The 23480-nt window shown below is 43.7% G+C and carries 22 protein-coding genes and 1 riboswitch; of the genes, 15 read left to right on the top strand and 7 right to left on the bottom strand.

Going from position 1 to position 23480, the window contains the following annotated elements; all coding sequences use genetic code 11:
* Positions 1 to 2: 2 nt before the first annotated feature.
* Positions 3 to 659, bottom strand: a complete 657-nt coding sequence (plsY, locus tag SLS51_RS18220; protein WP_323840050.1) for a glycerol-3-phosphate 1-O-acyltransferase PlsY — start codon at positions 657 to 659, stop codon at positions 3 to 5.
* Positions 660 to 764: 105 nt separating this feature from the next.
* Here plsY and folB point away from each other — a divergent pair, with 105 nt between their 5' ends.
* Positions 765 to 1115, top strand: coding sequence for a bifunctional dihydroneopterin aldolase/7,8-dihydroneopterin epimerase (gene folB, locus SLS51_RS18215; RefSeq protein WP_323840055.1), 351 nt, complete (start codon positions 765 to 767; stop codon positions 1113 to 1115).
* A 176-nt stretch (positions 1116 to 1291) separates the two neighbouring features.
* Positions 1292 to 2110: an undecaprenyl-diphosphate phosphatase gene (gene bacA, locus SLS51_RS18210; RefSeq protein ID WP_323840049.1), complete on the top strand. Its 819-nt coding sequence runs from the start codon at positions 1292 to 1294 to the stop codon at positions 2108 to 2110.
* Positions 2111 to 2175: 65 nt separating this feature from the next.
* On the opposite strand, the gene SLS51_RS18205 is transcribed toward bacA, so the two are convergent.
* On the bottom strand, positions 2176 to 3426 hold the full coding sequence (locus tag SLS51_RS18205) for a multifunctional CCA addition/repair protein (protein WP_323840048.1): 1251 nt from the start codon (positions 3424 to 3426) through the stop codon (positions 2176 to 2178).
* A 15-nt stretch (positions 3427 to 3441) separates the two neighbouring features.
* Positions 3442 to 4062 carry a TIGR04211 family SH3 domain-containing protein gene (locus SLS51_RS18200; RefSeq protein ID WP_323840047.1) on the bottom strand — a complete coding sequence of 207 codons (621 nt, stop codon included), beginning with the start codon at positions 4060 to 4062 and terminating at the stop codon, positions 3442 to 3444.
* Positions 4063 to 4323: 261 nt separating this feature from the next.
* On the opposite strand from SLS51_RS18200, the gene SLS51_RS18195 reads away from it, so the two are divergent.
* The 6 genes from SLS51_RS18195 (at position 4324) to SLS51_RS18170 (ending at position 11835) form a co-directional block, all read left to right on the top strand.
* A complete protein-coding gene (locus SLS51_RS18195) occupies positions 4324 to 5262 on the top strand; it encodes a CYTH domain-containing protein (protein ID WP_323840046.1) in 939 nt (312 codons plus the stop codon).
* A 16-nt stretch (positions 5263 to 5278) separates the two neighbouring features.
* Positions 5279 to 8134 (top strand): bifunctional [glutamate--ammonia ligase]-adenylyl-L-tyrosine phosphorylase/[glutamate--ammonia-ligase] adenylyltransferase, encoded by a 2856-nt coding sequence (gene glnE / locus SLS51_RS18190; protein WP_323840045.1) that lies wholly within the window; start codon positions 5279 to 5281, stop codon positions 8132 to 8134.
* A gap of 84 nt (positions 8135 to 8218) precedes the next feature.
* Positions 8219 to 9643 carry a bifunctional D-glycero-beta-D-manno-heptose-7-phosphate kinase/D-glycero-beta-D-manno-heptose 1-phosphate adenylyltransferase HldE gene (hldE, locus tag SLS51_RS18185; RefSeq protein ID WP_323840044.1) on the top strand — a complete coding sequence of 475 codons (1425 nt, stop codon included), beginning with the start codon at positions 8219 to 8221 and terminating at the stop codon, positions 9641 to 9643.
* 474 nt (positions 9644 to 10117) lie between these two features.
* The gene (locus SLS51_RS18180) at positions 10118 to 10789 is read left to right on the top strand and encodes a CsgG/HfaB family protein (RefSeq protein ID WP_323840043.1); all 672 of its coding nucleotides are present in this window, start codon (positions 10118 to 10120) and stop codon (positions 10787 to 10789) included.
* A gap of 21 nt (positions 10790 to 10810) precedes the next feature.
* The gene (locus tag SLS51_RS18175; RefSeq protein WP_323840042.1) at positions 10811 to 11170 is read left to right on the top strand and encodes a DUF4810 domain-containing protein; all 360 of its coding nucleotides are present in this window, start codon (positions 10811 to 10813) and stop codon (positions 11168 to 11170) included.
* Positions 11167 to 11835: a DUF799 domain-containing protein gene (locus SLS51_RS18170; RefSeq protein ID WP_323840041.1), complete on the top strand. Its 669-nt coding sequence runs from the start codon at positions 11167 to 11169 to the stop codon at positions 11833 to 11835. Before SLS51_RS18175 ends, SLS51_RS18170 begins: the two co-directional genes overlap by 4 nt.
* 67 nt (positions 11836 to 11902) lie before the next feature.
* Here the strand turns inward: SLS51_RS18170 and ubiK are convergent, their stop codons facing one another.
* A complete protein-coding gene (gene ubiK, locus SLS51_RS18165; RefSeq protein ID WP_323840040.1) occupies positions 11903 to 12193 on the bottom strand; it encodes a ubiquinone biosynthesis accessory factor UbiK in 291 nt (96 codons plus the stop codon).
* Positions 12194 to 12329: 136 nt separating this feature from the next.
* A riboswitch (FMN riboswitch) is annotated at positions 12330 to 12508 on the top strand.
* A gap of 183 nt (positions 12509 to 12691) precedes the next feature.
* Here ubiK and ribB point away from each other — a divergent pair.
* Both ribB and ygiD read left to right on the top strand, forming a co-directional pair.
* Positions 12692 to 13345 carry a 3,4-dihydroxy-2-butanone-4-phosphate synthase gene (ribB, locus tag SLS51_RS18160; RefSeq protein WP_323840039.1) on the top strand — a complete coding sequence of 218 codons (654 nt, stop codon included), beginning with the start codon at positions 12692 to 12694 and terminating at the stop codon, positions 13343 to 13345.
* A 195-nt stretch (positions 13346 to 13540) separates the two neighbouring features.
* Positions 13541 to 14326 (top strand): 4,5-DOPA-extradiol-dioxygenase, encoded by a 786-nt coding sequence (ygiD, locus tag SLS51_RS18155; RefSeq protein WP_323840038.1) that lies wholly within the window; start codon positions 13541 to 13543, stop codon positions 14324 to 14326.
* Positions 14327 to 14628: 302 nt separating this feature from the next.
* On the opposite strand, the gene SLS51_RS18150 is transcribed toward ygiD, so the two are convergent.
* Positions 14629 to 15789 carry a glutathionylspermidine synthase family protein gene (locus SLS51_RS18150; RefSeq protein WP_323840037.1) on the bottom strand — a complete coding sequence of 387 codons (1161 nt, stop codon included), beginning with the start codon at positions 15787 to 15789 and terminating at the stop codon, positions 14629 to 14631.
* 6 nt (positions 15790 to 15795) lie between these two features.
* Entirely contained in the window at positions 15796 to 16512 is a 717-nt protein-coding gene (locus SLS51_RS18145) for a DUF1190 family protein (protein WP_323840036.1), read from the bottom strand.
* A 406-nt stretch (positions 16513 to 16918) separates the two neighbouring features.
* Here SLS51_RS18145 and SLS51_RS18140 point away from each other — a divergent pair, with 406 nt between their 5' ends.
* Positions 16919 to 17320 (top strand): DUF2628 domain-containing protein, encoded by a 402-nt coding sequence (locus SLS51_RS18140; RefSeq protein ID WP_323840035.1) that lies wholly within the window; start codon positions 16919 to 16921, stop codon positions 17318 to 17320.
* A 121-nt stretch (positions 17321 to 17441) separates the two neighbouring features.
* Here SLS51_RS18140 and tolC read toward each other — a convergent pair whose 3' ends face one another.
* Positions 17442 to 18815 carry an outer membrane channel protein TolC gene (tolC, locus tag SLS51_RS18135; protein WP_323840034.1) on the bottom strand — a complete coding sequence of 458 codons (1374 nt, stop codon included), beginning with the start codon at positions 18813 to 18815 and terminating at the stop codon, positions 17442 to 17444.
* Between the two features lie 358 nt (positions 18816 to 19173).
* Here tolC and nudF point away from each other — a divergent pair, with 358 nt between their 5' ends.
* The 4 genes from nudF to parE all read left to right on the top strand — a co-directional run bounded on the left by nudF (position 19174) and on the right by parE (position 23462).
* Positions 19174 to 19815, top strand: coding sequence for an ADP-ribose diphosphatase (gene nudF, locus SLS51_RS18130; protein WP_323840033.1), 642 nt, complete (start codon positions 19174 to 19176; stop codon positions 19813 to 19815).
* A 99-nt stretch (positions 19816 to 19914) separates the two neighbouring features.
* The gene (gene cpdA / locus SLS51_RS18125) at positions 19915 to 20754 is read left to right on the top strand and encodes a 3',5'-cyclic-AMP phosphodiesterase (RefSeq protein ID WP_323840032.1); all 840 of its coding nucleotides are present in this window, start codon (positions 19915 to 19917) and stop codon (positions 20752 to 20754) included.
* 131 nt (positions 20755 to 20885) lie between these two features.
* Positions 20886 to 21494: an esterase YqiA gene (gene yqiA, locus SLS51_RS18120; protein ID WP_323840031.1), complete on the top strand. Its 609-nt coding sequence runs from the start codon at positions 20886 to 20888 to the stop codon at positions 21492 to 21494.
* A 72-nt stretch (positions 21495 to 21566) separates the two neighbouring features.
* On the top strand, positions 21567 to 23462 hold the full coding sequence (parE, locus tag SLS51_RS18115; protein ID WP_323840030.1) for a DNA topoisomerase IV subunit B: 1896 nt from the start codon (positions 21567 to 21569) through the stop codon (positions 23460 to 23462).
* Positions 23463 to 23480: the final 18 nt, after the last annotated feature.

Genomic DNA, 23480 nt, shown 5'->3' with positions numbered 1-23480 from the left:
TGTTAATCTTCTTTTCTTTGCTCTTTTTCTGTTCGGTTTTTTTCTTTTTCGGGCATCTCTTTTTTCTTTTTTAGCTTGTTCCAGAGACGATTTTCTTGGCCGCGCCACAGGCGCTGGATATTATCATGGTGACGTAGTAACACCAGACAGCAGAGCATGGCTACGGGAAAAGTAAATTCGGGTTTAAACCACCAGACATAAAATGGTGCTATCAAGGCACTGACAATGGCTCCTAAAGAAGAATAGCCACTCAGTAATATGGTCAGCAGCCAGGTGCCCATCATCAAACCTGTCAGATCCCAACCAATTGCCGCAATAGCACCAAAAGCAGTTGCGACACCTTTACCGCCTTTAAATTGGAAAAAGATCGGGTAAATATGGCCGAGACAAGCAGCGATTGCTGTAATTCCTAAATAGAAAGGGGGAACATAGAGTTGATAAGCCAACCAGACGGGGATCATCCCTTTTAGGACATCACAAATTAGTACTATTGCCGCAGTACTGCGGCCACCAATTCGCAATACATTTGTCGCGCCTGGGTTGCCTGAGCCATGTTGACGAGGATCAGGTAGCCCAGCCAGACGACAAATAAGTATTGCGCTGGAAATTGAACCGCAAAGATACGCGAAGATGATCATACCAAGCGCGATAGCACTCATAATGTCTCCCCATAATAATGGTCGTTTTCTTAGTCTAGTCATGGATAATACGCATATTTAGTCGGAAGTGGTATCCGACAAGTTGAAAAACAGGAAAATGACGTGATAGATATCGTATTTATTGAGGAGTTAGTCGTTGTTACCACAATTGGTGTTTACGACTGGGAACAGACCATTAAACAGAAGTTAGTGTTCGATATCGAAATGGGATGGGATAATAAACGCGCATCCTCCAGTGATAATGTCGAATATTGTCTGGATTATGCTAAAGTTAGCGAAGCGATTATCAGTCATGTAGAAAATCAGAATTTTGCTCTGGTTGAAAGAGTGGCGGAAGAGGTAGCGGATCTGCTGTTAAAACGCTTTAATTCGCCGTGGGTACGGATAAAAGTGAGTAAACCGGGTGCTGTCGCGCAGGCTCGCCAAGTGGGTGTTATTATTGAAAGAAAAAAATAATCTGATCAGTAGTGAATTCAGCTGCCATATTATTGTCATTGTTCTTACATAGACTGGTGTGCAGTAGTGCCAGGCTTGATAATCATGTTAATTGATTAATGACAATGGGAATAATGGTAGCTGGGGTTATTCCATGCTACTTGTTTCGGGTATTTATTAATGGGCGACCTCTCTATATGACTGACCTTTCTACCTTGTTTCATGCAGCGGTTCTTGGTGTTGTTGAAGGGCTAACTGAATTTCTTCCTGTTTCCTCTACCGGCCATATGATCATTGTTGGCCATATGTTGGGATTTACTGGCGATAAAGCTGAAACATTTGAAGTTATTATCCAGCTTGGGTCTATCCTTGCTGTGGTAGTGGTGTTTTGGCGTCGCTTGTTTGGGCTCATTGGCATCCACTTTGGTGAAGTTCCTCATGAAGGTAAAACCAATGGCAAACTGAAACTGAGTCATATTATTTTGGCAATGCTACCTGCGGTGACACTTGGGTTGATGTTCCACGATGTCATCAAATCACTGTTTAACCCACAAAGCGTGATGTACGCCTTGGTTATTGGTGGTGTGTTGCTAATTACAGCAGAAATCTTGAAACCTAAAACACCAAAAGCAGAAGGGCTGGATGATATTACTTATCGTCAAGCTTTTATGATTGGCTGTTTTCAGTGTTTGGCTTTATGGCCGGGATTTTCCCGTTCAGGCGCGACAATTTCTGGTGGAATGCTGATGGGGGTTAATCGTTATACTGCATCAGAATTCTCGTTTATTTTGGCTGTACCGATGATGATGGGAGCAAGTGGATTAGATTTATATAAGAGCCTGCATTTTTTGAGCGCTTCTGATATCCCAATGTTTGCTGTTGGTTTTGTTACTGCATTTGTTGTCGCGTTAGTCGCTATTAAAACTTTTCTGGCATTGATTAAGCGTATATCTTTTATCCCATTTGCTATCTACCGCTTTATTGTGGCAGCCGCTGTTTACTGGGTATTTATGTAGTGAATGGTTCCCCCTGATATCAATTTAACTCAAATATTGCCTAGTGTTTGATATCAGGGGATGCTTCAGGTAACAGTATTGTCTTGAGCTGTATCGTCTTGTTGTTTCCATTGCGCCAATGCGTGCTGACGCTGACGTCGTAACTCATAACCAATGTCAGCACCACGTAATCCACTGTCTACAATATTTTTTACCTGAACTTGTCTGGCGACTTTGAATGCCTGTCGCAGATAATCACCTTGTGGATAGGGTGTATCTTCAAAACCGGTACGACCCCGCGCATCGGCTTCACTGATGATAATTAATTGCTCTATTCGCTGAGGCTTACGCCATGCATCAACAGCATCAAACAATTTAAGTAATGTTTTTGGCCGCAATTGAGTGACGGTATGCACTAAATCATGATATTGAGCAGCCAGTTTTGCCAAATCACGAGCAGAATTAGGAACACGCAGACGTTGGCATAATTGGTCAACTAACTTAACGCCTGCTGGCCCATGTCCATAATGGTGAGGCCACTGTTCTGGTGGCGTCAGCCCTTTACCAAGATCATGGCATAGAGCAGCAAAACGACTATCGACTTCATCTGTTAATTCAGTCGCTACTTTCAGCACCATTAACGTATGAATACCGGTATCAATCTCAGGATGCCACTTCTCTGGTGCGGGAACACCAAACAAATTATCAATTTCAGGAAACAACACTGCCAATGCACCACAATCACGTAAAACCTGAAAAAAGACCTGAGGGGAAGGGCTAGCAAGGGCTTTCTCGGTCTCTTTCCAGACACGTTCTGGTGTGAGTACTGATAACTCGCCGTTGGTTGCCATATTTGACATTAATGCTTGTGTTTCGGGCGCGATGGTAAACCCTAAATGGGCGAAACGAGCGGCAAAACGAGCGACTCGTAATATCCTTAGCGGATCTTCAGAGAAAGCGTCAGAAACATGGCGTAGAATACGATTGTTCAAATCATCAACACCATGATAAGGATCGACCAGTTTACCCGCGGGTGTTTGAGCGATCGCATTAACTGTCAGATCACGACGCTGCAAATCGTCTTCCAGTGTGACATCCGGCGCTGCATAACAAGTAAAACCCATATATCCCAGGCCGGATTTTCTCTCAGTGCGTGCTAAGGCATACTCTTCATGGGTTTGGGGATGCAGGAACACCGGAAAATCTTTGCCAACTTGCTGATATCCTAGAGATAACAGTGCTTCTGATGTTCCACCCACAACGACCCAATCCCGCTCTTTTACAGGAAAATTTAGCAGTCGGTCACGTATTGCGCCGCCAACCAGATAGACTCTCACCTAACATGTTCCTTATTAACTCATCCAACGGTCATTACGCTTACGGCGAGGGATCATATGTGGCAGTAATAGCCCAAAGATTAAACCAGCGCCTGCAACACCACCGCCGTACATAAACCATTGCAGAATGATATTACGTTGTTTGTCATCAAGTTGCAGATTTGCAGCATCAAGCTTTTTCTCTGCTACTGTCAGTTTGTTTTTTAACCTTTCATTCTCTTTTTTCAGTTCTGCAACAATGCTACTACTATTGGCAGCCTTCAGTTGCATGTCGGCAGTGCGCTGATTCCAGTTATTGTCTATATTGGCTAGTTTCTCTGTCAATGTTTTCACTTCCTGTTCCAACTCTGGGAGGCGGATGCGTAGGCTTGGTTTATTACTGAGTTGGTTAACGGGTAGCCAGACAAGGCGGCCTTTATCATCTTTAACTTGAGCGTAATTACTATCCCGATTGATGTTTACCAATGTGACTTCATCACCGGCATTCAGTGTACCGGCAATACGATACTGGTTACCTGGCCCGGCGTGTGTGTAGGTAGATAACTCATCAGATACATAGCGCTTTCCTTCCGCGTGGGTAGTGAGCGAAAAGCTGAGGCTCATTAACGCCGTGAGAAGTAAATGTAGTTTTCGCATTGTAATTTCAACCGTTTTTTATCTATGGTGAGTTTAGAATTTGATAGTAAAGAGTTAAGTTTGCTAGAGCAATCAGTAAACCAAAATGACATTCTGCTAATTGGTTGAATACGGGGCTTGTTATCTGTTGAACGAAGCATTTCCTGTTAATGACTATCATAACTTGCAGAAAAGAAAAATTTTAATTTTTTTCTTACTCATCGTGGCAAAAAGCGAAATCAAGGTAAGATGAGAGCAAAGATTGCCATCAACGGTGTAGATATGAGTGTAGAAATTGAATTAAAACTTATCGCCAAACTACAAGTTATTCCTACAATTCGCCAGCAATTATTGTTATTTCCTCATGACTATTTTTCTCCCCAAAAATTGACCAATATCTATTTTGAAACGCTGGATAATCAACTGCGTGGTCTTGATATGGGGTTGCGGATCCGTGGTTTTGATGATCAATATGAGATGACGGTTAAAACAGCTGGTAAGGTGGTTGGCGGTTTGCATCAGCGACCGGAATATAATGTGCCATTGGCAAAGCCGGAACTGGCATTGACTCTGTTTCCACCGCACATCTGGCCTGACAACTGTGATGTGGAAGCATTGCAATCCCGTTTGAATGCGTTATTCAGTACTGACTTTATGCGTGAGAAGTGGGTGGTGACTTATGGACAAAGTGAGATTGAAGTGGTGCTTGATCAGGGAGAAATTATTGCAGCGAATCGCAAGGAGCCAATCTGTGAGTTTGAACTGGAGTTAAAGCAAGGGATCGTAGCCGATGTATTAGCATTGGCGGTTGAGTTGGCAAAATCAAATGGCTTGCGGCAAGGAAATAGAAGCAAAGCGGCCCGTGGTTATCAATTAGCTCAGGGAAAACCAAAAGCAGTTTGGCCTTCAACCCAGGTGGAAATTGATATGCAGCAGCCATTGCCTTCGGTACTTACGTCGATATTAGCCCATTGGCAGGAGCAAGAGGAATGTTGGCTGGCCGGCTTATCAGACGGTCGAGATGGCTTAAAGCAAGTACTGACTTTGATTCAGCAGACGATCGAATATTCTAGTGAGCCGGAACAGTTGGATAACCAATTAGTGGCTATCAACCAGAAATTATGGGATACGGACACAGAAGCTGAAACGCTATGTTATAGCTCGCTCTATTTGCAATGTAAGTTGGCACTGACTATGTGGTTAATAAATCTCTCCGCTTAAATAACAGGAATTCTCTATGTTGCCACTTTCAACTCCGCTTCTGGCCCAGTTACAGCGTGTGACTGAACATTTTCATCAACTGACTTTGAACGTTGAACCTGTTGCTGCTCATGAGCAGGCCATATTATCCCTGAGCAATTTTGTTGTTGAAAACCTGCAAACTCATCCTGAATGGTTAGCTGAGATCCGCCAACATCCACCTAAAGCGCAGGAGTGGCGTCAATATGCTGAATGGCTGCAACAATTACTCTCATCAGTAGAGGATGAAAATACCCTCATGCGGGTTTTACGCCAGTTCCGTAACAAGATTCTGGTTAGAATAGCCTGGTCGCAGGCGTTACATAGCATTACGACTCAGGAGACACTGCAACAGCTTAGTATGTTGGCTGAAACGTTAATTATTGCGGCTCGTGATTGGTTGTATCAGCGTTGTTGTCAGGATTGGGGAACGCCTTGTAATGAGCGGGGAGAACCACAACCGCTGTTGATTCTCGGGATGGGAAAACTGGGCGGTGGTGAGTTGAACTTCTCTTCTGATATTGATCTGATTTTTGTCTATCCTGAAAACGGCATTACCCAAGGTGGCCGACGTGAAATGGATAACACCCAGTTTTTTACCCGCTTAGGGCAGCGTCTTATCAAAGTGCTCGATCAGCAAACTGTGGATGGTTTTGTATATCGGGTAGATATGCGCTTGCGCCCGTTCGGTGATAGTGGCCCATTGGTGTTTAGTTTTGTTGCACTGGAAGATTACTATCAAGAGCAAGGGCGTGATTGGGAACGTTATGCGATGGTGAAAGCACGGATTATGGGTTCGGGCAACCAAGCGTATGGTGAAGAGTTACGCCGGATGTTGAGACCATTTATCTTTCGTCGTTACATTGATTTCAGTGTGATTCAATCCCTGAGAAATATGAAAGGCATGATTGAACGGGAAGTGCGTCGCCGTGGCTTGAAAGACAATATCAAACTGGGTGCTGGTGGTATTCGTGAAATTGAATTTATCACCCAAGTGTTCCAACTGATTCGTGGTGGACGTGAACTGTGTTTGCAATCTCAGGCGTTGTTACCAACTCTTCAAATAATAGCGCAGTTGGCGCTTTTGCAATCATTGCAGGTGAAACAACTTGCTGACGGTTACCTTTTTTTGCGGCGGTTAGAAAATCTTTTACAGTCAATTAATGATCAACAAACTCAGACTCTGCCAGAAGATGAGCTGAATCGTTCACGACTGACGTGGGGCATGGGATTTGAAAGTTGGGACGCTCTAATAATTGAATTGAACAGCAAGATGGGTGCTGTTCGGGCTATTTTTACGCAATTAATTGGTGATGACAGTGATAATAGTGAAGAGGAACCTGGCCATGTACCATTTAAAAGTCTGTGGCTGGAAGATCTCGAAAAAAAAGAGTTAATCATACTCGCTCCGCACTTGGATGAAGAAATTGCACAGCAGATATTGCATATTATTTCTGTGTTCCGCCATGATGTGGGTAAAAGAACCATCGGACCTCGTGGGCGTGATGTGCTCGACCATCTGATGCCACGTTTATTGGCAAAAGTCTGTTTGCGGCAAGATGTCAATCAAGATGTTAACGTAGTGTTAGAGCGGGTTATCCCTCTGTTGTTAAGTATTGTCAGCCGTACAACTTACCTGGAACTGATACTTGAATCGGAAGCTGTACTGACACATGTTATCCGGCTGTGTGCTGCTTCACCGATGATTGCGGCTCAGCTTGCAGCTCATCCATTGTTGCTGGATGAGCTGCTTGATCCACAATTTCTGTATGAGCCTTTGCCACTGAATGCCTACAAGGATGAATTGCGGCAATATTTGTTGCGGATACCTGAAGATGATGAAGAGCAGCAATTAGAGGCGCTCCGCCAGTTTAAGCAGGCGCAATTACTGAGGATTGCGGCGGAGGATATTACTGGCGTGTTGCCGGTGATGAAAGTCAGTGATCATCTCACTTATCTGGCGGAAGCAATTATTGAAGCGGTGGTTTTACAGGCGTGGGGGCAAATGGCAAAACGTTATGGTGTTCCATCACATCTGAGTCAGCGGCAAGGATTAGGATTTGCTGTGATTGGTTATGGCAAATTGGGCGGCTGGGAGTTGGGTTATAGTTCTGATCTTGATTTGGTTTTCTTGCTTGACTGCCCGATGGATGTGATGACCGATGGCGATCGATCGATTGATGCCTGGCAATTTTACTTGCGTCTTGCCCAACGAATTATGCACTTGTTCAGTGCTCGAACCTCCTCTGGTGTGTTGTATGACGTGGATGTCCGTCTGCGTCCTTCCGGTGAATCAGGTATGTTAGTCAGTACCATCGGTGCGTTTGCTGATTATCAGCAGAATCAAGCATGGACTTGGGAACATCAGGCGTTGGTACGAGCTCGTATGGTATTTGGTGATGAAAACTTACATCGGGATTTTGAGCGGATACGCCATCAGACGTTATGTACGCAACGAGAACCTGCTTTGTTGCGTCAGCAGGTAAGGGAAATGCGGGAAAAGATGCATCAACATTTAGGCAGTCACCATTCAGATCAATTTGATATTAAAGCTGATCCGGGGGGGATCACCGATATCGAATTTATCGCTCAATATTTGGTGCTTCGTTACGCGGCTGAAAATGAGCGTTTGGTGCGTTGGTCGGATAATGTGCGAATTTTTCAATTAATGGCGGCTTATGAAATTATGGATGAAGGTGAGGCAGTCGCATTAACACAGGCTTACGTTTCTATGCGTGATGAACTACATCATCTGACGTTACAGACGCATTCCAGTCGAGTATCAACCCACTGTTTCAGTGAGCAGCAAGAACGGGTACGTCGTAGTTGGCAACAGTGGTTGGGTGAACAATAACGGGTTTATCGGTTTGGTGTAGGGATTTTACGGTCGTATGATAATATTTGGCACCAATTTGATATCTAATATTTGGAGCAAGGGATGAAAATGACACTCCCGGATTTTCACTGTGCAGAGGTTTTAGTCGTCGGTGATGTTATGTTAGATCGCTACTGGTACGGGCCGACCAGCCGGATTTCGCCGGAAGCGCCGGTGCCTGTAGTAAAAGTCAATACCATTGAAGAGCGTCCGGGAGGCGCTGCCAACGTTGCTATGAATATTGCTGCTCTTGGGGCAAATTCACATTTAATCGGTTTGACTGGGATTGATGACGCAGCACATGCGCTGTGTGAGAAACTGAGCAGCGTTAAGGTGCGCTGTGACTTTGTTTCTGTCCCAACCCATCCGACAGTGACTAAACTGAGGGTACTTTCCCGTAATCAGCAGTTAATTCGCTTAGATTTTGAAGAGGGTTTTGATAACGTCGATGCGCAGCCAATGTTTGAGCGCATTGAACAGGCGTTACCTCATATTGGAGCATTGGTTCTATCTGACTATGCCAAAGGTGCACTGAGTCAGGTTCAGGAAATGATCAAACTGGCAAATGCGGCCAAAGTCCCGGTATTAATTGATCCGAAAGGTAATGATTTTGAGCGTTATCGTGGTGCAACTTTGTTAACACCAAATCTGTCTGAATTTGAAGCGGTCGTGGGCCACTGCAAAGATGACAATGAGTTGGTTGAGAAGGGGACTCGGTTAGTTAAGGATTTGGATCTTCAGGCATTACTGATCACCCGTTCTGAACAGGGAATGAGTTTGCTGAGTGTTGATCAGCCACCACTGCATTTGCCTACGCAGGCGCAAGAAGTGTTTGATGTTACGGGTGCTGGCGATACAGTTATTGGCGTGTTAGCAACGGCGATTGCGGCTGGAAAGCCACTGAATGAAGCTTGTTTCTTGGCGAATGCGGCTGCGGGGGTTGTCGTTGGCAAACTGGGAACGTCGACCGTTTCGCCGATTGAACTGGAGAATGCTATCCGTGGCCGTGCTGAAACAGGTTTTGGTGTGATGACCGAATTTCAGCTTAAACAGGCTATTGTTGATGCTCGTCAACGTGGTGAAAGGGTCGTGATGACTAATGGCTGCTTTGATATTCTGCATGCAGGTCATGTCTCTTATCTGGAGAATGCCCGTAGACTGGGTGATCGGTTAATTGTTGCTGTTAACAGTGATGCATCAACTAAACGGTTGAAAGGTGAGAGCCGTCCTGTTAATCCACTAGAGCAACGAATGATTGTGTTATCTGCTCTGGGCGCTGTGGATTGGGTTGTGCCGTTTGAAGAGGATACGCCACAGCGATTGATTGCGGATGTTTTGCCGGATGTATTGGTAAAAGGGGGCGATTATAAACCGGAAGAAATTGCTGGTAGTGAAGAAGTTTGGGCTGCGGGCGGAGAAGTTAAAGTGTTGAACTTTGAAGATGGTATTTCAACAACCAATATCATCAAGGCGATTAAAAATCAGTAAATAATGCTTTAGCTTATCATTGAAAATAGCCAGAAAATATTACTGCATTGATCACTGTAAATTATTTATTTGATCATATTATTAGCATGAAAGTCGGGCAAGATATGAAATCTTCCCGGCTATTTTTTATTTAATTTGTGCATAATTGAGTGATATTTAATCATGAATAATATAGATATTTGTAATATCGGGTGCGAATAATTTAATTAACGACATGATTACAATTAAAATATTATGATTGTAATTTAAGTTAATATAATTTTATTCTCTAATGGGTGGGGAATTAATCAGAAGAAGTGTGATGTAACAGATAGTTTTCTATCTTTGAGGCATAAAATGCTGGTCACGTAACGTCGGCTTATTCATAATGATTTCTGATGTAAACGATTTTTAAATGGAATATGTTATCTATAACTTTTACATCTTAAAGTTAGTAGATAAACGGATAAATTTTTTACGCAGGAATAAGTTCTTATGCAAGGTAAGTTGATTTTATCTTCAATTTGTTTAGCTTCGGCAATATTAGCAGGGTGTACAACTGAATCTTCTAATACCGTCCAGGTACAAAAAGTTAATTCTTATAATACGGTATATCAAGGTGTTCGTAGTCCAATTGCGATCGGTAAGTTTGAAAACCGTTCCAGCTATCAAAATGGCATTTTCTCCGACGGAGTTGATCGCCTTGGTAATCAATCTAAAACGATTTTAGTCTCGCACTTACAGCAAACTGGCCGCTTTACGGTGCTGGAACGTACTAATATGGCGGAACTGAAAGCAGAAGCGGGTTTACAAGGTAAATCGCAGAAGTTGAAAGGTGCTGCTTACGTTATTACCGGTGATGTGACTGAATTTGGCCGCAAAGAAGTGGGTGATCATCAGTTATGGGGGCTGTTAGGGCGCGGTAAATCACAGGTGGCTTATTCTAAAGTCATGTTGAATGTGGTGAATGTAGAAACTTCCGAAGTGGTTTTCTCTGTGGCTGGTGCAGGAGAATATAAATTATCCAACCGTGAAATTATCGGCTTTGGTGGTACCGCCAGCTATGATTCCACACTGAATGGTAAAGTATTGGATCTGGCTATTCGTGAAGCAGTAAACCGTCTGGTTGAAAGTGTTGAAACCGGTGCATGGAAGCCATCTAATTAAGAAATATAGGGATATATATTCATGATATTAATGAAAAAAGCGGGCTTATTGCTGGCAGCTATGGCCTTAGCGGGTTGCGTCACGCAGCCAAAAACAATTTATGAGTGGGATAAATACCAACCTACAATTTATCAATATTATCAGCAGGATAAGATGGGGTTTGAAGAGCAGTTACAGGCTTTGCAGCAGGTGATTGAAAGAGCGAAAGCGAAAGATAAGTCTGTACCGCCTGGGTTGCATGCTCAGATTGGTCTGCTTTATAGCAAAACAGGTCGTGTTTCAGAAGCATTCCATCAGTTTGAAATAGAGAAAAAATTATTTCCTGAGTCAGCGCCATTTATGGATTTTCTATTAAGTAAAAATAAAGGAACTATGCAATGAACCGTATTCTCGTCGCATTAAGTCTATTGGCGGCATTTGTGCTGACAGGATGTAGTAAATCTGTCCCTTATGATTACACTGCATTTAGAGAAAGCAAACCTAAATCTATTCTGGTTCTGCCGGCGGTAAACAAATCTCTGGAAGTTAAAGCAGGGCATAGCCTGATTTCTCATGTGACATATCCATTGGCGGAATCTGGCTATTACGTTTTTCCGGTTGCTGTTGTGGAAGAGACATTTCAGCAAAATGGCGTGACAGCGGCACAGGATGTTCAGAAGATCAGTTACAAAAAATTGCATGATATTTTTGGGGCAGATTCCGCGCTCTATTTGGATATTGAAGAATATGGTACGCAATATCAGATTATTAACAGCGATACTCGTGTAACGGCTTCAGCGAGGTTGGTGGATTTGCGTAGTGGTAAGCAATTGTGGCATGGTTGGACTACTGCTTCATCAACTGAAAATCAAAATAGTTCGAATAATCTTATTGGCATGTTGGTATCTGCCGTAGTTTCACAGATAGCTAATACCATTATGGATAGAGGTCATGAAATTGCCGGTATTACAAGTAGCCGCTTACTGACAGCCGGTGGTAGCCATAGTTTGCTTTATGGTCCACGTTCTGAGCATTACGGTAAAGAAAAGCATTTAATCTCTAATTAAGTGTGGATGTGGTAATGAGCAGAATACGATATCTGCTCATTATTGCGGTTATTTTTATGTAAAGTAATTATTCTTCTTCTTTTGCCGTGTTATCAGCAGATGGAACATACTTATTTTCAAACTTCGCTTCCAATTCACTTAAACGCTGTTCCATCGCGGTCAATTTTTCACGAGTACGTAACAGAACCTGAGTTTGAATATCAAATTCTTCACGATTCACTAAGTCAAGCTTGCCAAGTTGGGATTGCAAAATCATCCGTAATTTTTTCTCTACATCACCACCAAACTCTTTAACCCCCTTTGGTAAAGAATCTTGGATCTGGCGGGCAATTTGTTCAATTTTTTTGGGATCGAGCATGATGCATCCTTTTTATGACATAAATAATTTCTGAATAGTGTAATACCAGATAGTAAAACCACAAGCCATTGTGAGCTAGGTTTCACATTTGATTTTGTTGATTGCCGCCGGCAAATATTAGCGTTATAGTTCACTGGCTTATCTCAGGGCGGGGTGAAAGTCCCCACCGGCGGTAAAACATCAGTCCATCTTTCTGGTGGCATGGTGAAGCCCGCGAGCGCTCCGTTTGTGGTTATCTTTATGATAAAACGGAGGTCAGCAGATCCAGTGTAATTCTGGAGCCGACGGTGATAGTCCGGATGGGAGAGAATAACGGCATCTGTCGGGCTCTGTGCTCGTCTGTTGTTCCGGCTATGGTATTTAATATTGTGTAATAAATATTATGTTATGAAATATTTATTACGAAATATTGTGTTACGAAATATTGTGCCATAGCGAGAACTCCTCAAGACCGCCCTGATTCTGGTAATCCATAAATTTTAATGAGGTTTCTTTACCATGAATCAGACGCTACTTTCTGAATATGGCACATCATCAGAACGTGTTGAACACGCCATTAATGCTTTGCGTGATGGAAAGGGGGTGATGGTGCTGGATAATGAAGATCGTGAAAATGAAGGTGATATTATCTTTGCGGCCGAAACTATGACTGTAGAGCAAATGGCACTGACTATCCGTCATGGCAGTGGTATTGTCTGCTTATGTCTGACAGAAGAACGCCGCCAGCAATTACAATTGCCCATGATGGTAGAAAATAACACTAGCCCATTTCAGACTGCATTCACTGTAACCATTGAGGCTGCACAAGGGGTGACGACGGGGGTTTCTGCGGCTGACCGTATCACAACCATTCGTGCAGCGATTGCTGATAATGCAAAACCAAGTGACTTGAATCGACCGGGACATGTTTTTCCACTGCGTGCTCAACCTGGTGGCGTGTTGGTTCGTCAAGGGCATACTGAGGCAACAATTGATTTAGTCTGTTTGGCCGGTTTTAAACCCGCAGGTGTATTGTGCGAATTAACCAATGATGACGGTTCAATGGCGCGTACCCCGGAGGTAGTGCAATTTGCGAAACTGCATAATATGCCGGTAGTCACTATTGAGGATCTGGTGATTTATCGCCAAGCAATAGAGCAAAAAGCAAGCTGAAACCTAATTGTTTGATAACCGGATGAAATATCAGTTATAACGCATGCATTTTTTAAAGTCACAGTTTGCATAAACTGTGGCTTTTCAGTTTTTTTGAAAAACTCCATCACCTTTAGCCCACTATTTTGCTTACCCTGGGAGGCGTAACCTCGCTGCAAGTATTAAAATTACCTATATTTGGTGTGAGAGGTTGTTATGAATATTTCCAGAATGCCGGCACTGTTTATTGGTCATGGCAGCCCAATGAATGTACTGGAAGAAAATCGCTATACCAATGTGTGGCGTGAACTTGGTGAAAGACTGCCTGTACCCAGAGTGATTCTGGCGATTTCTGCTCATTGGTATACCAATGGCACATTGGTAACAGCCATGACACAGCCGAAGACTATTCATGATTTTCGTGGTTTTCCACAGGAATTGTATGAAACTCGGTATCCGGCGAAGGGTTCACCTGAACTGGCGGCTTTAGTGCAGGAGATGTTGGAACCTGTGGAGGTTTATGCCGATCATCATCAGTGGGGATTGGATCACGGGACTTGGGGTATTCTGGTTAAAATGTATCCTCAGGCCAATATTCCCGTGATTCAACTGAGTATAGATGACGTCAAGCCAGCGACGTACCACTATGAATTAGGGAAAAAGCTGGCTGCATTACGAGATGAAGGTGTTTTGATTCTAGGGAGTGGTAATGTGGTACACAATCTTCGTACCATGAAACGGCAGGAACCTAATGCGGAACCATACCCGTGGGCGGAATCATTTAACCATTATGTGCGTGATAACCTTACCAGTTATGAGCAACCTTATCCTTTGATTCATGCACTGGACAGAGAAGATGGCCTATTATCGAACCCATCTCCTGAACACTTTTTACCGTTGCTGTATATCATGGGAACGTGGGATAGAAAAGAAGTGGTTTCTATTCCTGTAGATGGTATTGAGTCTGGTTCGCTGAGTATGTTGTCTGTGCAGGTTGGTTGAATTGAACGTTCTTGTCGTTATTATCCGCATTTGACATAAGAGGAATTCATTCAACAGCACAGTCGGTTGAGTGATGCTCAGGGGGTAATTGCCCGTGAATTGGGGCTTTCAAGTTGGGTTAAGCTGAAAGCCCATATCGATGTACAGAGATATTTAAAAATGACGAATAAGGTTGACATTGATAGAGGTAGATTAATCTATAGGGTATATAAGTTTATAAGAATACAACGTTTTTATCGGATTGTTGAAGGAGGAATCTTTGGCGTTGTGGCAACCTGCTTTAATTCCTCCTTGGTGAGTAATTAATCCAAAATAATATGTGGATAGAAGCGAGATAAATCCTGAGTTATGAGTTCACTGTCTTCCCGCAAACCAATACCGCAAGGCTGATCATTTACCAGCCAACTACCAATTAGCGTATAATTGTCACCGAATTTTGGCAGTGTATGAAATTGCTGAACGATCATACCTTCTTTTCCGTAAGGGCCATCAACACTGGCAATTTCCTTGCCCTTTTCAATAATACGGATATTAGCCCCTTCCCGTGAGAACAGCGGCTTAATAACATAGCTATCCATTGCCGGATAATTATCATCGGCAAAATAAGCGGGTAGCAGGTTTGGATGATTTGGAAACATCTTCCACAACATCGGTAACAATGCTTTGTTGGAAATAATACTTTTCCAGGCGGGCTCTAACCAACGAACGCCAGCATCTTCTAATTTGGTAGCGAAAATCTCACGGAACATCAATTCCCAAGGGTAGAGTTTGAACAGATTGCTGATCACCTGGTCTTTTAGATCAGTAAACTGCCCTTTTTCCCCCAGACCGATATCTTCAATAAATAAGAACTCGGTTGGAACACCGGCTTCCAGCGCACAATCTTGCAAGTATTGAACGGTACCGCGATCTTCTTCCGTATCTTGACAGCAAACCATGTGCAGTAAGCCAAAGCCATGTTCATCACGCAATTGAGCAAAGCGTTCAATCAATTGCTCTTGCATGCTGTTGAATTGATCGGCATGTGTTGGCAATAACCCGGCATTCATCTGATCTTCTAACCAGATCCATTGGAAAAAAGCGGACTCATACAGCGAAGTGGGTGTATCAGCATTATTTTCCAACAATTTTGCCGGGCTTTTGCCATCGTAAACTAAATCCAAACGGGAATAGAGTGACGGCTGGCTGGTAATCCAGGAACTACGGACAAAATCCCAACAATGTTTTGGGATCTGAAATTTAGTCAGCAATTCTTCACTATCGACGACTTTCTCGACTACCTGCAAACACATTTGATGTAGTTCAGCGGTGGTAGCTTCGATTTCTTCAATTTGGGCAAGAGAAAACTGGTAATAAGCCTCTTCACACCAGTATGGTTCACCATGCATGGTGTGAAAATTAAAGCCATATTCTGTTGCTTTCTCGTGCCAGTCTGGGCGTTCAGTAATCGCAATGCGTTTCATCCGCGATTAGCCCCCCATTGAACGTGAAGTGGAACCAGAAGAGGAACTACGTTGCATGGTTGACTGTTTTGCAACAGAGTCACCGAAGCCGCCACGGGTGATGGTTGTTGTCGTGGCGGGTTTTGGTGCCATAGCGGTTTTAGGTACTGTCATGGAACGGCCACCGGCAGTAGCAGGGCCATAGCTTTTACCTGTCGCATCAACAAATTTACCGTTTGCCGGGCTGGTGGCAGATTTGGAGCTAAACAGCGGTTGTGATGGCGCTGCGCCACCGCCCATCAGACGCCCCATCATAAAACCGGCCATCAGAGGCATCCAGAAACTGCCACTTTGCTGCGGTTGGGCTTGTGCATTGCTATTCGCAGCTGTGCTGGAGCCATCCGTGGTAGATATGCTGCCAAGGCCCGCCTGTGCCGGAGCTTGAGTACATTGTGCTTCACCAAACTCAGCGATACAGTCTTCTTTGGTCGCATATTTAGGCGCTGTTTTTTCCGCTTCTTTCAAAGCGTTGTTGTAAGTCAGCTTACATTGTTCACTTTGTGATGGGTTTGTCTGAGAACAGTCATCTGCATTCATGTAAAGAGAGACGGTTTCATCACTCTGTTCACAGGCAGATAACATGAAAACCGCACTGACAGCGATTGCCACAGGAGCAAGGCGATAGTTGCGCCAAGCCTTACGGAATGTGTCGTGATTAATATTTTTGGTCCGCTTTATTGTCATCGTCGTATACCCAGATTTTAGATGTCTATGATTCTTTATGAAATAGCTTTAAGGATAGGGGAAATATGAACAAAATTAAAGCATAAACCTTCGAATTGTTAGCCTGATTTCTTTGTCTGACAAAGAGGTTGCTGGATATTGATTATCTGGTATTCCGTTTAATCTGGTTTTGATGCTGAAAAACCGCTATTTTTTAGAAAAACAGTGTTGTAATTGATATTTTATGGTATTAATCCGAACACCATGAATTCCGGTGATTGAATATGTAACATGATAATGTAAGTGAATCTACTAATTATATTGTCTATTTTACATCTCCAGCAAATAATCTTAGGAATATAATCTTAAATTAATAACTTATATTATTGGTGTTGTATTTTCTATTTTAATTAAGGAATTAAGTAGCATGGATAAAATTCAATATCCAGAAAAGTGGCAGACGCGTTTTGCATTCTTTGAAAAAAATGGTGCTCCTAAAACGCCTGAGCATAAAGCTGCCATGAAAGCAGAACCCTCTATCCGTCGTATGTTGTTGAACATGAACTTTATTGCCTTCTTTTTTGGTTTCATTTACTTCTTTGTTCTAGGATTATGGCGGAAAAATCTGATTTTATTCGGTATTGCTGTTGTCATGATTATGCTATTGGGGGTTATTGAAAGCATTCTGAATATTGAGATTCCTCCCGCTGCTGGCATAGGGATTAACAGTGCTTTTGCGGTAATATGGGGTACTACTGCTAACTATGCTTATTATTTGAAAGAAAATATGAATAGCCAGAGTTGGAATCCATTTGAAGGGTTTTTCTGAGTTATATATTTTCTACATTAAGATAAATATTGGGTTTTCTTTCGGAGTAAATTGTTGTTGGTTGGAAATAAAACAGCCCGCTTTATGGCGGGCCGTTAATTAGTGAAAGTGAATAACTGAATCAGTTACGAGCAGATGTTACCGGGGTTCCTGTTTCCTGAACAATGCTGTTAGCGGAAGTCGAGAGCTGTTTACCTAGCGAATTATTCAGAGCAACTAAATCCTTCTCATTGAGCGTACCCAGTGCATGCTGAATATTCAGTTGATTAATCAGATAATCATAGCGAGCATTGGATAGCTTCTGTTTGGCCTCGTACAACTTGGTCGTGGCATTCAGTACATCAACAATGGTACGTGTGCCAACTTGATAACCCGCTTCCATTGCGTCGAGTGAGCTTTGCGCCGAAACAACAAGCTGTTTATAGGCGTCGATACTGCTGATGGAAGCAGATATGTTGTTAAAGGAAGAACGGACAGTCTGTACAACATTGCGGTAGGTGCTCTCTAATTGTTCGCTGGCGCTGACAAAACCATATTGTGCCTGTTCAACGCGGGAACTGGTGGCGCCGCCGCTATAAATTGGCAGACGAAGTGTCAGGCCGACGCTGTTTTCACCGCTATAGTTGTTTGATCTGCCTGGTGCATGATTCTGGCTGTTTGAAACATTGGTAGATGCGCCTAAATCAATAGTTGGCATATGACCGGTTTGGGCTGCTTTGATTTGCTCACGAGCTAAGTCCTGACTTAAACGGGCAGATAATAGACTTAAATTACGTTTCTCTGCCTCTTTCAGCAGAATATCCACCACTTCTGGCTTCTGTGTTTTGAAATGATCAATATTTAGTGAGGCTAACCGAGGGTAATAAATACCCGTGACCTGACGCAGGGCTTCCAATGCATTGTCCAGCTCATTACGGCTGGCAACTTCCTGAGCGAGTACATCATCGTAATTAGCTCGGGCGTTCTGGACATCAGTAATTGCAACCAGACCGACATTAAAACGTTGAGTCGTTTGATCCAACTGGCGGTAAATGGCCGCTTTCTGAGCTTCAATGTAGGAGAGTGTATCAATGGTACGCAGTACTTTGAAATAAGCTGTTGCACTATCCAAGATCAGTTTTTGTTCACTGCTTTGATAGGTAACATCAGCAATACCTGCCGTTTTTTCTTCTAAGTTCAATAGGCGCCATTTAGACATATCAAAAATGGTTTGAGTCAAACCAAGCTTTGCATTCAATGTATTGCTTTCTGTGTCACGTTGATCGCGGTAACCACTGTTATAGGAGTATCCGGTATTTAATTCCAACTGAGGTAATAATGGGCTACGGGATTCATTAATTTTTTCAAAAGCTTTATTACGTTCAGCCATTGATTTACGTAGTTCAGGGTTACTCTCTTTTGCTTGCTTATAAACTTGCAAAAGATCTTCAGCTTGACTCATCGAACTCAATCCAGTCAGGCTCATAGCGATAAAAATGGAGAGCAGTTTCTTCATTGTAATTCCTTGATTGCACAGCTATTTTGCTCGTTGTCTATCCCATTAGGCTATTTCATTTGCCATGCTTATGATAAAGAGTGAATTCTCCGGGTGCTGCGTGCTGCCCGTGTTCACTTTTCATTTACGAGAACGGCCTGCACCCATTACGCCTATTGGGATAGACTCTTACGTTGCCTTGGTGAAAAACGAAATGTTACTGATTCTAGCAGAGTATGCTATCAGTGAAAGGTAGCCGTTTGTGCCATATTGCCTTAATTTAGCTTAACTTTACACCATCAAAGAGTGAATTTTTTAACTCTGCTTGATTAATATCATCTTAGTGGCTAGCAAGTAAGGAACTATTTAGGAGAATTTTATGAATAAGACACCGTTAACACCAGTCATATTGGATAAGCAAGATGTAGAAATCATTGCGAAAAAAAGTTTATACAATGGATTCTTTAAACTGACAAATTACCGTTTCCGTCACCGCCTGTTTGCCGGTGGTTGGAGTGAAGAGATTAGCCGTGAAGTTTTCGAACGGGGCCATGCCGGTGCATTGTTGCCTTATGATCCACGTCGTGATGAGGTTGTATTGATAGAGCAGATACGTATTCCGGCAATAGAGACGAAAGCAACGCCGTGGTTACTGGAAATTGTTGCCGGTATGATTGAAGAGGGCGAAGAGGTGGAACAGGTGGTGCGCCGCGAAACAATGGAAGAGGCAGGAATCGAAGTTAAACGTTGCAAACCGGTGTTGAGTTATCTCTCCAGCCCCGGAGGAACAACAGAACGTATCTCTGTGATGGTGGGGGAAGTGGATGCCACGACAGCAACTGGTATTCATGGATTATCTGGTGAACATGAGGATATTCGGGTGCATGTGGTAAGTCGTGAACAAGCTTATCATTGGATGGAAGCGGGAATTATTGATAATGCTGCTTCAGTTATTGCGATACAATGGCTGGCATTACACCATGAAAAGTTAAAAAAAGAATGGAATCCAGATAATTCCTAATTTTTAACCGAGAAAAGGGAAGTGTGTGCCAGTCAGCAGATCTCTTGCGTTAAAACGAGTTATGATGCTCGCCAATGACTTATAGGACAAGGAAACCATTTGGAAAGCCAGTTTGAACTGCCTGTGGTAAAGGGAGCCACAGCCAAAATATTGCAAATAACAGATACGCATCTTTTTGCCAGTAAAGAAGATACTTTATTGGGTATCAGTACTTATCGCAGTTACCAAGCGGTGCTGGATGCCATCCTCACACAAAATGCTGATATTGATTTAATCGTAGCGACAGGTGATTTGGTGCAGGATCAGTCGTTGGAAGCTTATCGACATTTTGCTGATGGTATTGCCCGTTTAGCGGCACCTTGTGTCTGGTTGCCCGGCAATCATGATTATCAGCCTGCGATGGTGGATGCCTTGGCGGCGGCTGGTGTTTCTCCGTCGAAACAGATTTTAGTCGGTAAGCACTGGCAACTTTTGATGCTTGATAGTCAGGTGCAGGGCGTTCCCTACGGGGAGTTGTCGGAATATCAGCTTGAATGGATGAAAAAGTGCCTGGATAGGTACCCTGAACGTTATGCGGTGATCCTGCTGCATCATCATCCATTACCATCAGGTTGTACCTGGCTGGATCAGCATAGTTTGCGCAATTCACATATTCTGGCCCAGTATCTGCAAAGTTATTCACGGGTTAAGGCGATGCTTTGTGGGCATATACATCAGGAGATGGATCTGGATTGGAATGGCATCCGTATGATGGCGACACCATCAACATGTGTGCAATTCAAACCACATTGTACCAATTTTATGCTTGATACTGTTGCTCCGGGATGGCGTTATCTCGAATTGTCTGTTGCCGATAATGGCGAATTTGGTTTGACAACTCAGGTCTACAGACTGGACAGTAATGAGTTCTGCCCTGATTTAGATTCGGATGGATATTAGGTTGTGTTTGTCTCCTTGTGTTGGTGTGTTACTCTCTGTTTATTGGATTTGCCAAGCCTCACCGTCTGTGGCGTGTCGCACAGGAGCATAGTGGCCGGTGGTATTTATGCACAATTGAGGGGCACGGCCTGATGTCAACGTTACTCTATTTGCACGGTTTTAATAGTTCCCCGCAGTCTGCAAAAGCCAATGCCTTAAAAGTGTGGCTGCATCAGCATCATCCTGAAATTGACATGCTGGTGCCTCAGTTACCCCCTTATCCTGAAGAAGCGGCTGAGCTACTAGAAAATCTGGTGATGGAGCATGCCGGGGATGATTTGGGTATCGTTGGCTCTTCTCTGGGTGGTTATTTGGCGATATGGCTTTCACAATGTTTCAGCTTGCCCGCTGTGGTTGTCAATCCAGCCGTGCGTCCGTTTGAATTACTGCGGGATTATCTTGGGGAAAATATTAACCCCTATACTAACCAACGATATACGTTGGAACCGCGCCATATTCATGATCTCAAAAGCATGCGGATTGAACCATTGGAGTCACCGGATCTTATCTGGTTATTGCAACAAACCGGGGATGAGGTGCTGGATTACCGCCAAGCGGTTGCTTATCTGGTATTATGTAAGCAAACTATTGAATCTGGTGGTAATCATGCCTTTATCGGATTTGAACACTATTTCCCACAAATCATCAACTTTCTTGGGCTTTCTAGTGATGGCGAGAAAAAACTTGCCAAAAATGTTTGAACGACTGTTATTATCAACAGTATACAAAACTGATTAGCCCTTTAATCAAGAAGCAACCAACAGAATTACAACATGACTCAATCTAGTTACAACGCAGATGCCATTGAAGTTCTCAGTGGTCTGGAACCGGTTCGCCGTCGTCCGGGAATGTACACTGATACAACGCGTCCGAACCATTTGGCACAGGAAGTGATCGATAACAGCGTGGATGAAGCTTTGGCAGGTCACGCTAAACATATTGAAGTGATCCTTCATAGCGATCAGTCACTGGAGGTCATTGATGATGGCCGCGGCATGCCGGTTGATATTCATCCAGAAGAAGGCGTTTCAGCGGTTGAGTTGATCCTGAGCCGCTTACATGCCGGTGGTAAATTTTCGAATAAAAACTATCAGTTTTCTGGTGGTCTCCACGGTGTGGGGATCTCGGTGGTTAACGCTTTGTCCAAGCGGATTGAGGTCACCGTTCGCCGTGACAGTCAGATTTATCAGATTGCTTTTGAGAATGGCGATAAAGTGCAGGAGCTGACAGTAATAGGAAGTTGTGGTAAACGCAACACCGGTACTGGTGTTCACTTCTGGCCTGACGAAAGTTTCTTTGATAGCCCTCGTTTCTCTGTTTCCCGCTTGACCCATTTGCTGAAAGCGAAAGCCGTTTTATGTCCGGGAGTGGAAATTGTTTTTAAAGACAAGATCAACGGTACCGAACAGAAATGGTGTTATGCCGATGGTCTGACCGACTATTTGATGGCTGCGGTTAATGGCCTGACAACATTGCCGGCAGCGCCTTTTGTCGGTACTTTCAGTGGTGCAACCGAAGCGGTTGACTGGGCGTTACTCTGGTTGCCGGAAGGGGGAGAGCTACTGGCTGAAAGTTATGTCAACCTCATCCCGACGATGCAGGGGGGAACACATGTAAACGGGCTACGTCAGGGATTGCTGGATGCGATGCGTGAATTTTGCGAATTCCGCAATATTCTGCCGCGTGGTGTGAAACTTTCTGCTGATGATATCTGGGATCGCTGTGCTTATGTTCTGTCGGTAAAAATGCAGGACCCGCAATTTGCTGGTCAGACGAAAGAACGCCTCTCTTCGCGCCAATCTGCCGCTTTTGTTTCTGGTGTTGTCAAAGATGCTTTCAGCTTATGGTTAAACCAGAACGTTCAGGAAGCGGAGCAGTTGGCTGAACTGGCGATCGCTAGTGCACAACGTAGAATGCGTGCAGCGAAAAAGGTTGTGCGTAAAAAACTGACCAGTGGCCCGGCATTACCGGGAAAACTGGCTGACTGCACATCACAGGATCTCAATTTTACCGAACTGTTTCTGGTGGAAGGCGATTCTGCGGGGGGATCGGCAAAACAGGCGCGTGACCGTGAATATCAAGCCATTATGCCGCTGAAAGGGAAGATTCTGAATACTTGGGAAGTTTCTTCAGATGAAGTGTTGGCATCACAGGAAGTCCATGATATCTCTGTCGCGATTGGTATTGACCCGGATAGCCACGATCTCAGTCAGTTACGTTATGGCAAAATCTGTATTCTGGCGGATGCAGACTCAGATGGCTTGCATATTGCGACGCTATTGTGTGCCCTGTTTGTCCGTCATTTCCCAACATTGGTTAAGAACGGCCATGTTTATATGGCAATGCCGCCTCTATATCGTATTGATCTAGGTAAAGAAGTGTATTACGCACTGGATGAAGAGGAAAAAAGTGCGGTGTTGGATCGTCTCAGCCGCAAACGGGGTAAGCCTAACGTACAGCGCTTTAAAGGATTGGGTGAGATGAATCCCATGCAACTGCGTGAAACAACATTAGACCCGAATACCCGTCGTCTGGTGCAGTTGACTATCGATGATGAAAACTACCAGGAAACCTTCTCTATGATGGACATGCTTCTAGCGAAGAAGCGTTCGGAAGATCGCCGTAACTGGCTGCAAGATAAGGGCGATACGGTAGAAATTGAAGTGTAACACCCACAGGGATAGTCA

The organism is Photorhabdus africana (assembly GCF_035181445.1).
Taxonomy (GTDB): domain Bacteria; phylum Pseudomonadota; class Gammaproteobacteria; order Enterobacterales; family Enterobacteriaceae; genus Photorhabdus; species Photorhabdus laumondii.
Note: the sequence above shows the minus strand (reverse complement) of the source record. Positions and strands in the feature narration are given on the sequence as shown.

Excerpts from the sequence above, each read along its gene's own strand:
- plsY (WP_323840050.1), bottom strand. The coding sequence starts at position 659 with ATGAGTGCTATCGCGCTTGGTATGATCATCTTCGCGTATCTTTGCGGT.
- bacA (WP_323840049.1), top strand. The coding sequence starts at position 1,292 with ATGACTGACCTTTCTACCTTGTTTCATGCAGCGGTTCTTGGTGTTGTT.
- SLS51_RS18200 (WP_323840047.1), bottom strand. The coding sequence starts at position 4,062 with ATGCGAAAACTACATTTACTTCTCACGGCGTTAATGAGCCTCAGCTTT.
- SLS51_RS18195 (WP_323840046.1), top strand. The coding sequence starts at position 4,324 with ATGAGTGTAGAAATTGAATTAAAACTTATCGCCAAACTACAAGTTATT.
- glnE (WP_323840045.1), top strand. The coding sequence starts at position 5,279 with ATGTTGCCACTTTCAACTCCGCTTCTGGCCCAGTTACAGCGTGTGACT.
- hldE (WP_323840044.1), top strand. The coding sequence starts at position 8,219 with ATGAAAATGACACTCCCGGATTTTCACTGTGCAGAGGTTTTAGTCGTC.
- SLS51_RS18180 (WP_323840043.1), top strand. The coding sequence starts at position 10,118 with ATGCAAGGTAAGTTGATTTTATCTTCAATTTGTTTAGCTTCGGCAATA.
- SLS51_RS18175 (WP_323840042.1), top strand. The coding sequence starts at position 10,811 with ATGATATTAATGAAAAAAGCGGGCTTATTGCTGGCAGCTATGGCCTTA.
- SLS51_RS18170 (WP_323840041.1), top strand. The coding sequence starts at position 11,167 with ATGAACCGTATTCTCGTCGCATTAAGTCTATTGGCGGCATTTGTGCTG.
- ubiK (WP_323840040.1), bottom strand. The coding sequence starts at position 12,193 with ATGCTCGATCCCAAAAAAATTGAACAAATTGCCCGCCAGATCCAAGAT.
- ribB (WP_323840039.1), top strand. The coding sequence starts at position 12,692 with ATGAATCAGACGCTACTTTCTGAATATGGCACATCATCAGAACGTGTT.
- ygiD (WP_323840038.1), top strand. The coding sequence starts at position 13,541 with ATGAATATTTCCAGAATGCCGGCACTGTTTATTGGTCATGGCAGCCCA.
- SLS51_RS18150 (WP_323840037.1), bottom strand. The coding sequence starts at position 15,789 with ATGAAACGCATTGCGATTACTGAACGCCCAGACTGGCACGAGAAAGCA.
- SLS51_RS18145 (WP_323840036.1), bottom strand. The coding sequence starts at position 16,512 with ATGACAATAAAGCGGACCAAAAATATTAATCACGACACATTCCGTAAG.
- SLS51_RS18140 (WP_323840035.1), top strand. The coding sequence starts at position 16,919 with ATGGATAAAATTCAATATCCAGAAAAGTGGCAGACGCGTTTTGCATTC.
- tolC (WP_323840034.1), bottom strand. The coding sequence starts at position 18,815 with ATGAAGAAACTGCTCTCCATTTTTATCGCTATGAGCCTGACTGGATTG.
- nudF (WP_323840033.1), top strand. The coding sequence starts at position 19,174 with ATGAATAAGACACCGTTAACACCAGTCATATTGGATAAGCAAGATGTA.
- yqiA (WP_323840031.1), top strand. The coding sequence starts at position 20,886 with ATGTCAACGTTACTCTATTTGCACGGTTTTAATAGTTCCCCGCAGTCT.
- parE (WP_323840030.1), top strand. The coding sequence starts at position 21,567 with ATGACTCAATCTAGTTACAACGCAGATGCCATTGAAGTTCTCAGTGGT.